The sequence below is a fragment of the Paenibacillus sp. N22P23 genome, from assembly GCF_059383735.1.
On record NZ_JBXENT010000004.1, the window covers coordinates 486154 to 499824 of the forward strand.

General features: G+C 49.6%; 10 protein-coding genes. 1 reads left to right on the forward strand and 9 read right to left on the reverse strand.

Annotated elements, in window-relative coordinates:
• Positions 1-8: 8 nt before the first annotated feature.
• The 4 genes from AC506A_RS20190 to AC506A_RS20205 all read right to left on the reverse strand — a co-directional run bounded on the left by AC506A_RS20190 (position 9) and on the right by AC506A_RS20205 (position 4867).
• The gene (locus AC506A_RS20190) at positions 9-1160 is read right to left on the reverse strand and encodes a SurA N-terminal domain-containing protein (RefSeq protein ID WP_495462798.1); all 1152 of its coding nucleotides are present in this window, start codon (positions 1158-1160) and stop codon (positions 9-11) included.
• Between the two features lie 117 nt (positions 1161-1277).
• Positions 1278-3725: a beta strand repeat-containing protein gene (locus AC506A_RS20195; protein ID WP_495462799.1), complete on the reverse strand. Its 2448-nt coding sequence runs from the start codon at positions 3723-3725 to the stop codon at positions 1278-1280.
• Positions 3726-3901: 176 nt separating this feature from the next.
• Positions 3902-4549 carry a pyroglutamyl-peptidase I gene (gene pcp, locus AC506A_RS20200; RefSeq protein WP_495462800.1) on the reverse strand — a complete coding sequence of 216 codons (648 nt, stop codon included), beginning with the start codon at positions 4547-4549 and terminating at the stop codon, positions 3902-3904.
• Positions 4550-4567: 18 nt separating this feature from the next.
• On the reverse strand, positions 4568-4867 hold the full coding sequence (locus AC506A_RS20205) for a hypothetical protein (RefSeq protein ID WP_495462801.1): 300 nt from the start codon (positions 4865-4867) through the stop codon (positions 4568-4570).
• A 192-nt stretch (positions 4868-5059) separates the two neighbouring features.
• On the opposite strand from AC506A_RS20205, the gene AC506A_RS20210 reads away from it, so the two are divergent.
• Positions 5060-5542: a hypothetical protein gene (locus tag AC506A_RS20210; protein WP_495462802.1), complete on the forward strand. Its 483-nt coding sequence runs from the start codon at positions 5060-5062 to the stop codon at positions 5540-5542.
• A 935-nt stretch (positions 5543-6477) separates the two neighbouring features.
• On the opposite strand, the gene AC506A_RS20215 is transcribed toward AC506A_RS20210, so the two are convergent.
• The 5 genes from AC506A_RS20215 to AC506A_RS20235 form a co-directional block, all read right to left on the reverse strand.
• Positions 6478-7989, reverse strand: a complete 1512-nt coding sequence (locus AC506A_RS20215; protein WP_495462803.1) for an ABC transporter substrate-binding protein — start codon at positions 7987-7989, stop codon at positions 6478-6480.
• Between the two features lie 160 nt (positions 7990-8149).
• Entirely contained in the window at positions 8150-9079 is a 930-nt protein-coding gene (locus tag AC506A_RS20220) for a carbohydrate ABC transporter permease (RefSeq protein WP_495462804.1), read from the reverse strand.
• 15 nt (positions 9080-9094) lie between these two features.
• Entirely contained in the window at positions 9095-10087 is a 993-nt protein-coding gene (locus AC506A_RS20225; protein ID WP_495462805.1) for an ABC transporter permease, read from the reverse strand.
• 126 nt (positions 10088-10213) lie between these two features.
• On the reverse strand, positions 10214-11830 hold the full coding sequence (locus tag AC506A_RS20230) for a response regulator (RefSeq protein WP_495462806.1): 1617 nt from the start codon (positions 11828-11830) through the stop codon (positions 10214-10216).
• Positions 11831-11860: 30 nt separating this feature from the next.
• Positions 11861-13633 carry a cache domain-containing sensor histidine kinase gene (locus AC506A_RS20235; protein WP_495462807.1) on the reverse strand — a complete coding sequence of 591 codons (1773 nt, stop codon included), beginning with the start codon at positions 13631-13633 and terminating at the stop codon, positions 11861-11863.
• Positions 13634-13671: the final 38 nt, after the last annotated feature.

Here is a 13671-nt window from a genome sequence, read left to right on the forward strand (position 1 = left end):
TCGCCTAATTAATTCATCGTGACCTGCTTCATATTGTCTTCGTTGATGTCGATCTGAGCCGATTGCAGCCAGTTTGTCATCCAGTCATCATAGTGCTGCTCCATCAAGCTGTTCATGACTTGCTCTTTCACCTCTGCAAGGGGTGCATAACCGAGCGACTTCAACTCGGTACATTCGTAAATTCCCACCGATGGCTCATCATCAATGATGCCGGTCACATCCCCGCTGCCAAGCCGATTAATGGTTTCGAACAATTTGGGATGGAGTATGCTGTCGGTTCTCGGTGTTCTGTAGTCATACACGGATTCCGAAACGACAAGGATATCGTCTTTTGCTGCCGCAACCTCGTTGTAGATGGTATCGAAGTCGGTACCGGAGTCGAGCCTTTTCTGGATGTCCTTAAGCTTCGTGAGTGCGGCTTCGCCGTTCTTCTCCCGTTCTTCTTGATTGGTAAAATGGGCCTCGATCGCTCTGACTGTCCTCGAATCATACAGCGAAAACAGCGCTTTGTTCTGCTCGTAATAGACTTCCGCATCCTGATCGGTAAGCTTAAATTCCGCTTGCAGCTTCTCTTTCAAATCTCTTCTCAGCACTTGTGACCGCTCATCGATATAACGCTGCTCGTCATACGTGATTGGCCCGTATATTACCTCGTTCTTCTTCACCTTCTCTTGCCGCTCCGCATTCGTTTCGTCCATTTCACGCAGTACTCCCAGGTAGCTGGTCTCTTTCAGAAGTCCGTATTGCACCGCCGCCAGCTCTTGTGCTTTCCGTTTGATGCTTCCCTCCAGCGCCTGTTTCTTCAGCTTCTCAATCGGCACCTCCCCGCCATAATTTGTCGTCCAGAAGTTCTCACTGTCCTCGGCACCATACTTATCCTGAAAATAGTTATGAATCACGCTGCGCCCGGCTTCCAGATCATGCTTCAACTCGCCGTATGCGATCGGTTCGCCATTAACCGTTGCAATCGGATCATAGAGACCAAGTCCACTATTCGCCAGAGAGACTTTCCAGATCATTGCCGCTGCCAAAATCACAACCGCGACGATGACTGCAACCACCAGGATAGGCGTTCTCTTGGAGCTTTGTTGAGGCGGCATCGGTTTCCGCGCAGATGCGGGGATAGGAGCAGGTATAGGTTTGCGCATGGGCTTTGACATGGTTGTCCTCCATTCACATCAAGATGAAGCGTAAAGAATAAGAGGCCGTTGGCGGCAGCCTCTTATTCTGATGTCTTGATACTAAAGCCATTCGATCGTACAAGCCAATCGATCGTACTAAGGCTGAACGATCGTGTACGGACCTGACAGCGTCCATGTTGTGCTGCCGCTCTCAAATCCGGCATTGCCTGCTTTGTTCGTTCCGCCCGAAATCCCGAGGAATGCATCATCGATATACGTCGTACCGGCAACCGTGCCTAAATCAATAAACTGCACGATCAGGGAGGTGTTCGTACCCGTATTAAACGAAGGCGTGCTTATTTCCGTCCACGTGCCGCTGGAGACGTATTCGGAGGATTCGGCAAGCACGGTCCACGAGCTGTTGTAGACGACGATTTTGCCATGCTGTCCAGCGCCTTTTACCCATGCTTTAAACACATACGAGCTGCTGGTGGCAACGCCCGTTACGGTCTGATAAGCACCTGTTCCGGCTTGCGTTCCTGTATTCAGCTGCTTCATCGCCCATGTTCCGGCATGTGTATTGCCGGGAGCGGATGAAGAGCCTTGTACGATTGTGTATGGATTAGACATCGTCCATGTTGTATTGCCGCTCTCAAATCCGGCGTTGACGATCTTGTTCGTCCCGCCCGATATACCGAGGAACGTATCATCGATATAAGTGGTTCCCGCGACCGAGCCTAGATCAATGAACTGCACGATTAGGGAAGTGTTCGTTCCCGTATTGAACGAAGGCGTGCTAATTTCCGTCCATGTTCCGCTCGATACATATTCCGAAGACTCTGCGACAACCGTCCAGGAGCTGTTATAGACAACCAGCTTGCCGTGCTGCCCAGCGCCTTTTACCCACGCTTTTGCCACATAGGTGCTGCTTGTTGCCACGCCGGTCACGGTTTGGTAAGCACCGGTTCCCGATTGCGTACCCGTATTTTGCTGCTTCAGTGCCCACGTTCCGCTGCGAGTGTCTCCTCCGGTAGGTGGTTGCGTTGTCGTCGGTGACTCGTATGCCCCAATATCCGGCGCTCCGTTATAGAGGGTGTTACCCCAATAGTCCTTGCCGCCATTGTTCGAGATGACGGTCCCGGCATTGATAAGCGGTGAAGTGGCTTGCAGCTTGAAGCCATCAACCGACGTAATCGTTGTACCTGCGCTGCCCGGATTCACGAAGAGCGGATCACCCGTGACGGAATTCGTCCCTTTATTGAGCGCATTTTGCGTACCGCCGTAGCTGTTATTGCTGAATGTAAGTCCGGTTGTTTGGTAGTTGGTGTAGCTTGTATTCGAGGCGTTGGTGTAGAAGACATTATTCTTGAAGGAACCGCTCGTCAGCTTCGATTTGCTAAAGCCTGCGCCGTTGGTTTGATAGAAAATGTTGTTGTAGTAATCGGAGTTGGCATTGAAAAATCCTTGATCAGCGTATGCCTGGTTGCCGCCGTCGTTGTAGCTGATGTTGTACCGGAGTGTTTGACCTGAGGTGCCGCCGAGCACGAAGCCGCCTTCATTATCTCGGCTGTAATTGTATTGATAGACGCCGCCGACCGTTTGATTATCGAAATCCCAAGGCTGGCCGTCCCATGTAATTCGGTTCGTGTTCGCCGCGTAGTTGTACTGTACAACCTGATTGGTATCCACGATCCCCCAAATCGCGCAAACTGCCAAGCCATGATACCCGAGTACGCCTGTGCCTCTCGTTGCTGCGCCGCTGTTGTTGCCGATGTTCGTAACGGAGTTGTATTCAATCAGCGGCGAAGTCGCGTTCCAATACTCAATACCATCGGTGCCGATATTATTGACACTGTTGTTGCGGATGACGAGATTATTACCGACCTGCGTAGTGAGAATACCGTTGACGGTACTGTCGTGGATGTAGTTGTTCTCAATCGTCACATTGTTTGAAGGTGTGCCAGTTTGATAGATTGCACCTACCCCATACTGGTTGTTCGCCGCAGCATCGAGTGAGGTCCCCCTTGGCGATCCGACATTCTGATGATTACTAAACCCTTCGATGTAGTAAATTTCGTTGTTCTTGATGTTAATGTTGCTGGAGGAACCCGTCAGCTTAATGCCATCCCGATTGCCTTCAACCCCGTCAAAAATAGTCGATCCATCGTAATTCGTAATCGCGAGTCCGTCGATCGTTACATAGTTGGAGCCGTTAATGAGCAGCGTGGCATCGATTCCGCCGCCGTTAATGAGTGGTTTGCTGCCCGTTCCGTAAGCGCCGAACTTGATTGGATTGCCACTAGCTCCGGAGTTGTGAGCGAGCAGTTGGCCAGACCATGTATCGCCTGATTTGAACAGGATCTGATCGCCGGCTCCGAAGTTGGTGCCGTTTACTTTGCCTAACGTTTTCCATGGGGTAGTGCTGCTCGTGCCGTTGTTGGAGTCACTGCCTGACGAGCTGACATAATACGTCGTATTGGCAGCGCTTACAATGGTGGCGGCACCAAACATGCCAAAGGTGAGTGAGGAGAATAGGGTGAGGGATGCGATAGTAGAGATGAACCTCTTACTTCTGCTGCTCGGCGGGGTAGTCAATTTGGACATTGTTACCTTCCTCTCGAATGGTAGTCGACTTGGAACACGAATCGTGCGGCCGCCTCACCTCTTTCACGCTATGTTGTTTTTCCCTTTCGTCTGTATTCTAGGCTTTTGAGCATGCGTGGACAATATAAAAAAACGACCGATTTTTCGATTTTGCTATAGAAATCTTGATCATTCCGTCAATGCAGCTGACCCTCAGAAGCGATGATATCGTGATCATGCTGAACACTTGTAGTTACAGCGATTTCGATCGCTTTTACCATATCTTCCAGGCTCATGCTAGGCATCTGAGGATTCTGATTCGTTTGCATCGGTAAGTAAGGAATATGAATGAAGCCGCCTCTTATAGCGGGAAACTCCGTCGCAATCATATGCTGAAGACCATAGAAGAGATGATTGCATACAAACGTTCCCGCGGTATGGGAAACGCTGGCCGGTATACCTGCTTTGCGCAGCTGCGCGGTGATTGCCTTAATCGGCAGCGAGGACCAATACGCTACCGGACCATTTTCAATAATAGGCTCATCGATCGGCTGCATTCCCTCATTATCCGGAATACGAGCATCGTTCATGTTGATCGCCACTCGTTCTATGGCGATATCGCTGCGGCCGCCGGCTTGCCCGACGCAGATGACTACATCCGGCTGCACCTCCAGGATGGCCTGCCTTAGTACATCTATGGATTTGATGAACACCGTCGGGACTTGTCTGACCTCCACCTCGAACCCTTCAAATGATTTATCGCACAAATGGCTGACCGCCTCCCAAGCGGGATTGATCGTTTCTCCACCGAACGGATCAAAGCCGGTTAACAATACTTTGTTCATGAGCTTTCTCCTCCCTTTCTAATCCTTCAGTCTCAAGCCGCAGCTTGGACATTCCGGTTCATGCTGAATGACCTTCTCGCCGCAGGCGGGACATTCCTCGTAAAGGTCCTCAGGTGCTCCCGGTTGATTCGATAGAAGCAGTTCAGCAGCATTGTGTCTGCTTGATTTGCCTTCCTTCTTCGCATCATATAAGTAATCCCTTATGTCCTGAATGTTCTTAGCCATTTTCGACGAATCCAGTGCGGACTGAATGACCGAGAACAGGATAAAGAAGAAAACGGCCATTATGATCAACCATAATACAATCGCTCCACCCATTGTGAATCTCCTTTTCGCTTCTTCTAGCGTTGATCGTTATTTTCCTCTTCTTCTGCGTATCCGGTTTGAATCCCTTCCTGACTTTCCCAGTTCCCGCGAAAGATAGGACTTGCGAACGTAATAAATGCGCCAGAGACTAGTCCATTTTTGCAGCATTTTCATAGAATGATAGTATTGAATGGAGGTGATTATATGCCCAATCAATTTCTGGATACACGTATTTCCGTGCATCGTAACGACTTTGGTGGAGATGAGCCATTAGACAATTTGGCAATCTTGATCGGAGACATCGGCTTGCAAGTTGGAGCAGCAGTCCCCTTAAACACGAACAATGTCCGCGTTTCATTGACCGGGACAGCTGTTATTGATTTTGCATCATCCGTGGAGCCGACTTTGGAGATCCCCCTGGAACCAACCGTTGTTTCTCTCTTCGTCGAACGCGGCGGCGATGGCACTCCGGGAACAGGAGTCACTATCCTAAGTGAGCAATTTGAAATCCACTTCTGGAGCGCTTTGTTTCCAATCAGCATCACTGCCGGCGACTTCCCACCTGCGGCTGATGTGCTAACCGGACAGATTCGTTACACGCTATTCATCGCAAGAGACGGTTTCTTCGACCTCGTCCTGATCGGCCCTGCCGTCTTCAACGGCATCGCTTCGGCTGGATCGACTTAGCGGTCATTTTAACGAAAGGCCAATGAATGGAAGCGTTGCTTCCGATCATTGGCCCTTTTTTTGGAGCGCGGTCTACATTTCCGCCTGAGACTGAGAGTTTCATATTCGAACTCTCAGACGCGAATACGCGCAATATTGATGCTGAGAGTTCGAAAATCGTACTAGCTAACCTTCTCCCTCATTTCCGCCAACGCCTGTGGCTGAGAGTTTCATATTCGAACTCTCAGACGCGAAAACGCGCAATATTGATGCTGAGAGTTCGAAAATCGTACTCTCAGCTAACCTTCTCCCTCATTTCCGCCGACCTCTGTGGCTGAGAGTTTCATATTCGAACTCTCAGACGCAAAAACGCGCAATATTGATGCTGAGAGTTCGAAAATCGTACTCTCAGCTAACCTTCTCCCTCATTTCCGCCAACGCCTGTGGCTGAGAGTTTCATATTCGAACTCTCAGACGCAAAAACGCAAAATATTGATGCTGAGTGTTCGAAAATCGTACTCTCAGCTAACCTTCTCCCTCATTTCCGCCGACCTCTGTGGCTGAGAGTTTCATATTCGAACTCTCAGACGCAAAAACGCAAAATATTGATGCTGAGAGTTCGAAAATCGTACTCTCAGCTTCCAGAACGAGCTAGTTTAGTGGGTTTTCGGCGAATGTTCCACCTTGAGAGCGGCATATCCGCTTTCGATGCAACTATTCGAACGCTTTTTGCGGCTGATAGCGGCATATCCGCTTACAGCTTCCAGAACGAGCTAGTTTACTGGGTTCTCGACGATTGTTCCACCTTGAGAGCGGTATATCCGCTTTCGCCACAACAATCGACCTCGTTTTGCGGCTGATAGCGGCATATCCGCTATCAGTTCCCAGACAGGGCGAAGGTCGAGAGCTACAAAAAACCCGCCAGGCCGACGGCCCAGCGGGTTTTCATAGTAGTTCTATTTCTTTGCCGCAAGGAAGGCATTTAATTGCTTTTGCTTCTCTTTGAGCACTTTATCGAGCCCGTTCGCTTTCTCTTTCTTCTGGAACTCGGCCGCTTTCGAAGGATCGATTGCGCCAGTCTCCAGGCCGGCGATGTATTTGCTGCGTACCGTAACGAGCGCGGCTACTTGCGATTTCACCGGCTGCGCATTAAACGTGAATCCAAGCGCCGGCGACAACTTCGCGCCTTTGTTGAACTTTTTGAACTGTGCCCATTTATCCGGCGCTTCCGTATTCCAGACGTAGTTCAAGAATTGGTTACCGAACATCCAAGTCGCGCCTGGATTGTAGTTCGCTGCATCCGGACCTGGTTTAATAATTTCGCCCGATACCTTCTCGTAGTGCACGCCTTGAATACCGAAGTTGAGCAGGTTATTCAAGTATTTATCGGAGTGAAGCAGGTTGATGAACATCATCGCACGCGCCGGGTTCTTCGAAGTAGTGGAGATTCCCAGCATGGAACCTGCGGTTTCGCCCGTCGATACGGTACGTTCCGTCATGTTAATCTGCTGCAGCTTGCCTGCAAGATTCGCGGCAATTGCCATTTCAGCGTCTTTGCCCGGCTTCAAGGAGGCCACGATCATGAACACATTGCCTTTCTTCAAGGCATCCTGCCCAGATAATTGCGTCGTCGACGCATCTTTGTTAATGTAGCCTTTCTTATAGAAGCTGCGGGTCATTTTCAACTGGTCCATGTACTTCTTATCGTCGAAGCGCGTAATGACCTTCGTGCTCGTGCCGTCTTTGCGGATCAGGCCTTCAATCGACGTATCGCCAAGGAAATCCTGCTGCATGAAATAGTGTGAGTTGAACGTTTCGCCGTCACGCAGGAAGAGCGGCGTCATGCTTGGCATTTTCGCTTTAACCTTTGCCAGAATCGGTGCAAGATCATTGACCGTTTTCACTGCATTCAGCTGAGCGGTCAAGCCGAGCTTGCTGGCAATATCCTTACGGTAGATTACACCGCCTTGTGCTGCCAATTCTTTGTTCGTCGGTACACCGTAATTATGCCCGTTCACTTTAGCACCCGCCAAGAATGCCGGATCGAGCGACTTCGTAATGTCTTTGCCGTATTTGCTAAGCAGATTGCCAGCCGGACCTTTCGCATCGTCAAGCGCAAGGAACACTTTCTTCGCTACATCGTTGGCATGGCCGTTCCATTGTGCCGTGAAGATGACGTCCATCGGCTCGCGGCTTGCTTTCAGCAAGTTCATCTTGCTGTCCCATTGGCCCCAATCGATCGGGATGAGATCAATCGTCGCATTGATTTTGTCTGTCAGATATCTGCTCATTTTTGTTTCGATCTGGACTTCATCCTTTGCAGGCGAGCCAGGATAATACAAGGTAAGCTTGTAAGGAGCCAGCGTGCTGCTACCAGCGGCGCTGGCAACCGGTAACGCGGATAAAACAAGGCTTCCGCCCAAAATCAGAGAGATGCTTTTTCCCAGCTTGCTTTTTTCTTTGAACATGCGGTAGTGCCTCCCTTATAAGATTAAGTGCGCTGTATACTCAACCGGCAGAACCGGAACGAGCCAAGTTAATTAAACCGCCTACATGTATCCCTGTATTTCTGCTCACCTGCCTTCTCACCTACGCCTGCTTACCTGCCTTCTCGCCTGCTTCCACTCCTTATCCCTTAATCGCGCCAACGGTCAGTCCCTTGATAAAGTACCGCTGGAAGAAGGGGTAGGCAAACACGATAGGGCCAATTCCGACGACCGCCATAGCCATGGTCACCGTTTCCGTTGGCAGCTGGTAATCCGGATTCTGAGCAAGAATAGCCGAGTAAGCCGACGAGTTGGCGCTTAGGAATGTAATATCAAGCAGCGCCTGATACATGCGATACTGGATGGTGTACAAGCTGTCCTGATTGATGAACAATAAGCTAAAGTACCAATCGTTCCAGTAGCTCAGTGTACAAAACAAGCCTACCGTCGCGAGCACAGGCAAGGAGAGCGGCAGTACGATTTGGGCAAAAATCCGCCATTCGCCTGAGCCGTCAATCTTCGCAGATTCCAGCAGCGCAGGTGGAACCGAGTTCGTAAAGAAGGTGCGCAATACCAGTACGAAGAAGGGCTGAACGAACATCGGAATCATGAGCGCCCATACGTTATCCCGCAAGTGAAACCCTTGTGTATACAGCAAGTAGAAGGGAACCAGGCCACTGTTATAGAGGAGCGTGAAGAACATGATGAAGGAAAACACCTTACGATGCTTGAAATCAGGCCTCGATATCGGATAGGCATACAGCGACATCGTAATGAGCGCAATGAGTGTTCCGATCAGTGTTACGAAGATGGAGGTCCCGTACGATCTTGCGATGCTCTCCCAATCACTGAGAAGAAAATCATAGGCCGAGACACTGAATTTCTCAGGCCAGAGCTTATACCCATCTACCAGAACCGAATTCTCATCAGAGAAGGAAACGGCAAAGACGAGCAGCAGCGGCAAGACACATAATAAAGTGTAAATCCAGAAAAAACCGTTGATCAGGAAGTTAGAAAGGTTTGAAATTTCATGGAGGCCCTTTTTCCGTTTGGTCATCACTGTCGTCGCCATTCGTTTATGTCCCCCTTAGAACAAGGCATCGTCTCTGCTGACCCGACGAATGACCAGATTTGACAGCAGCACTAGGACGAATCCGACAACCGCTTGGTACAAGCCAGCTGCAGAAGACATGCCAATATCTCCGCTTACAATAAATCCTTGGTACACGTAAGTATCAATGACGAGTGTGGTGTCGTAGAGAATGCCTGAATTACGAGTGACTTGGAAGAATAATCCGAAATCCGAGTAGAAAATACGTCCAATCTGGAGCAAAGTTAGGATAATAATGACAGGGCGTATCAAGGGGAGTGTGATGCTGCCGATCTGACGCCATTTGGACGCACCATCGATCGTTGCCGCTTCATAATACTCGTTATCGATCCCAATAATTGCCGCAAGGAAGATGACCGCGTAATAGCCGATCCCTTTCCAGGTATTAATGATGGGCAGAATGATCGGCCACCATTTTGACTCTGTGTACCAATCAATAGGCTCAATACCAAGAGCAGGAAACACGACCTTATTCAGAATGCCGATATCCGGATTCAAGAAAGCGTATACAAGATAGGAGATCACAACCATCGAGAGAAAGTAAGGCAGGAACATGGCCGTCTGATGGATCTTCGCCAACCGACGGTTGCGCATGGCATTGAAGAGGAGTGCGAGTATGAAACCTATTACCAGGTTCAAGACGATAAAGACCGCGTTATAGGCAATGGTATTTCGGGTAATGGTCCAAGCGTCTGTTGTGCTGAACAGGTAATTGAAGTTTTCCAAGCCAACCCATTTGCTCTCCAGAAAACTTCGAATGAAACTCGTTGACGTATACTCAATTTGTTTGAACGCGATCAAAGAGCCGATCATCGGAAGATAATTGTTCATTAACAACACGATAAGCGCAGGAGCCATCATGATATAGAAAGCTCCGTACTTCGTCCAGTAGCCAACATTTTGCTTGGTTCGTGTTTTAGGCGCCTTCGCCTTCGCTACGACTTCCGCGGCTTCCGTTGAAGGAGTCATCCCCATAACCATCCTTTCGTTCTCTTGTACATTCATTGTAAAGGCTGGGAACCGACTCCATCTATCTACTGAGGTGACGCACATAGCACTCTAGTGACATTGGGGAATGAAGTACACGGTACTATTTTAGCGGAGGTTTTGATGCTTCTTGCGATACTCTTGGGGGGATAATCCGGTCATCTTCTTGAATAACTTGGCAAAATAAGAAAAATGGACATAACCGACTTCCTCTGCAATGTTGCTTACTTTATCGTTCGTTTCGATCAGGAAACGTTTCGCGCGTTCGATGCGCAGTTCCGTCATGTAGTCCGACAAGGAGAGTCCTGTTTCTTTGCGAAATAAGCGTGATAAATACGCCGGATTGCGATAGACATGCGCAGCGATGTCGTCACGCGTCAATTCGGTATGAACATGGTCCTGAATGAATGACTTCACCTTCGCAATGACGGCAGACGCATCTCGTGGTCGTCTCTCAAGGGCTTGTCCTATCTTGGTTACCATCCTCCCCGCCAAAACCATCAGCTGGAGCGAATTACGGGCAGCTTGGATTTCTTTCAACTCAGCAGCAGTAAACACATCGTAGATCGAGAAGCCTTTGCTATAAGCCGCGCGATACAGCATATTCAGGAAGCCATAGTGAAACAGCTCAAGTGCTTCACGGCTTGCTTGCTCAACCTGCCAGCGCTTTAACGTATCTTCCAACTGGATGACGAGTTGTTCATGTCCGCCATGATCGAGGAGTGCTCCCCAATCTGTAAAAGAAGGAATAGGTATGCCCGTATCCATACCGCCTGCTTCATATCCCATTGCTGTCGCATCCTGTACGGACTGCGGCGCAGATACATTGGCTCGTTCCAATTGCTGCAAACGTTCGAGTGAGCGGGTTAGTTCAGCGATAGCGGACGGCTCCCCCACATAACAGGAGACTCTGCAGTGGAAATATTCCTGGCAAGCTTGCACGTATTCGGCGCATCTTCTAAGTAATACTTCCCGATCGGCGATATCGCTGCCATTCAGATAAAGCAGCGCCACATTGAGCTCATTTCGATCCTGCAGCACCGTGCCTGGCAAGCTCTCCAGAATGATCTCTGCAGCAGACTTGCGCAGCGCATATTCCATGATGCTCTCATCTCGCGCATCCAGTTCAATGTCCCATTGCTCGATACTAAGCAGAATAGGAAGAACCTTGCTGCTCGCTGACAGCGGTATATTGTAGGATTCCAATTGACGATGGAGTCGTTCCGGAGACAATCTCACGCGGCCTGATAGAACCTCCTGCCAGAACCGCTCTACCAGGATCGGAAGCTGGCTCGTCCATTGTCTGCGGTTCGCATCCACCAACTCTTCGATTTGCAGCCGCTCTCTACGCATCCCGATCTCGGTGATCGCGCGTTTAACGATCGACTTCAAATCATCATGATCGACCGGTTTCAAGATGTAGTCAAAGCAGCCATTATGCATGGCCTCCTGCGCATAATCGAACCTCGCATGCCCCGTGAGGAATATCGTCAGTGTCTGCGGCTTGTGATCCCGAATCCAGCGGAGAAGCTCGAGCCCATTCATGCCTGGCATTTCGATATCGGAAATCACCAGATCTACGGGATGCTCCTCCAGCACCCGGATCGCTTGAGACACATCCTCGGCCTCCCAGACAGATTGGATCGGTAAATCACTCCAGTCGATACCTTGCGCGATTCCCTTCAGTGCATAAATCTCATCATCCACAACGAGCATGCTCAACATCGTTCTCGCCCTCCTTCGTATGCCAGTCCGTTATTCATTGCCTTCGAACGTAGTAGGCCGCTCTATGGGGAGACGCATCTGCACAATAGCCCCACCGGGCTTCCCATTCATGAACGTCATTCCGCCTTCATTGCCGTACAACATTCGAAATCGGCGCAAAATATTCCAGATTCCCAGATGATGTTCCTCCGAACTCTCAAGCTCAACACCGTTTCGCAGCCCTTCCAGTACGGACTCCGGGAATCCCGGACCGTTGTCGATGATCGTCAGCTTAATGAACTTTCCAGCGTCCTCTTCATCGTGTTCCGAGTAAATGCCGATTCGAAAAGGCAGTCCGTCCTGAACCTTCTTATTAAATCCGTGAATGACCGAATTCTCGACAAAAGGCTGCAGCAATAATGGCGAAATCGGCACCAGTGCATGCTCGGGCATCATTTGGATTTCATATTCCAGCTTCGTCACATACCGGATTTTCTGGATTTCCAGATAATGCTCGATATGCCGAATTTCATCCTCAAGTGAAACTACGGCGCGATGTCCAAGCATCACGAAACGGAAATAGTCCGCCAAGTGCAGACTCATTTTCTGAACCAGCTTATAGTCCTTCAAGGCAGCCAGATTATAAATGATATTCAAGCTGTTCATATAGAAATGAGGATTGATCTGGATCTGCAAATGCTTGTACTCCGCCTTCTGAACACGAATCTGCTCCTCGTATACGTCGATCTTAAGCTTCTCGATTTGCTCCGCCATTTGGTTGAACGTTCCTGACATGAAGGCGAATTCGCTATTATCGGTGTTCACCGGCATCCTTATGTTGAACTGGCCTTGACCTAGCTTCCGCATGCCGCGCACGAGTCCAACAAGCGGTTTGAACATGACTCTCTGCAGGAATAGAAGATAGAAGGATAGAACGATTGCGACGATGAGCGGTATCCAGATGTAGAGCATCTTTTGGAAATAGGGGAGGTTTTTCAAAATATACGTTTCAGGAATAACGATCATATAGTGGATATCCGAAATGGCGGAAGGCTGTGTGATCACGAGGAAATGATTCTGGTTCCAAGTCGTTCTGTCTTCTTTGGTCATCTCCACAATATCCGTCTGCACGATGGATTCCTGTACGACAGGCAATGGGGAGTTCGTTAAAGGATTGCCCGCCGGATCGACAACGAATGCCGCGCCATCGGGTCCAACGTCAAATTTGCTTAAGACCTCGTTTAATCGATCGACCTGCACTAGTGCGCCGATGTAGACGCCTGAGCCCAGATCAACCGTTTTAATGAGATAATTGGTATCGTTCGGGATGGAGAAACGCTCCCAGCGCTGCGTCTCTTCCGGTAGATCCTTGGAGGCCAGTTTCGTCGTGTAGTCCTGGAGGGCGGATTGCACTTCCGCGAAGTGGAAGCTGTACTGCGTGGCGAAGAACATATCGTCGTCCTTGCGAGAATAGACGAAGAAGGTATCCACTTTATTGTAGTAGCCGGTATCGAGCAGGAATCGCCTTGTCAGCTCCATCTTCACCATCGTATAGTCCGAGTCTTCTTCGGCCAGAGATAGCTGCTGCAGCGATTGAATGTTCGGGTCTCCTTGCATCCGGTACAAATAACGCATCGTTTCCTGCAAGATCGCGTCGTTATTTTGCACCTGCTGCTCCATCAGATTGTTATAGTGCAGCGAGATTTGTTCACGCACGACTTTAGTCGCATAGATGTTATTGTAGACAAGGAAGAGCACCATAGGTGCGGTCATGAGGAGAAAGCCGAATACGATCTTGAAACGAACGGACTGCCAAAATGGCATATAACTCCACCCTCGCTTGATAGCATTCCATGCATTTC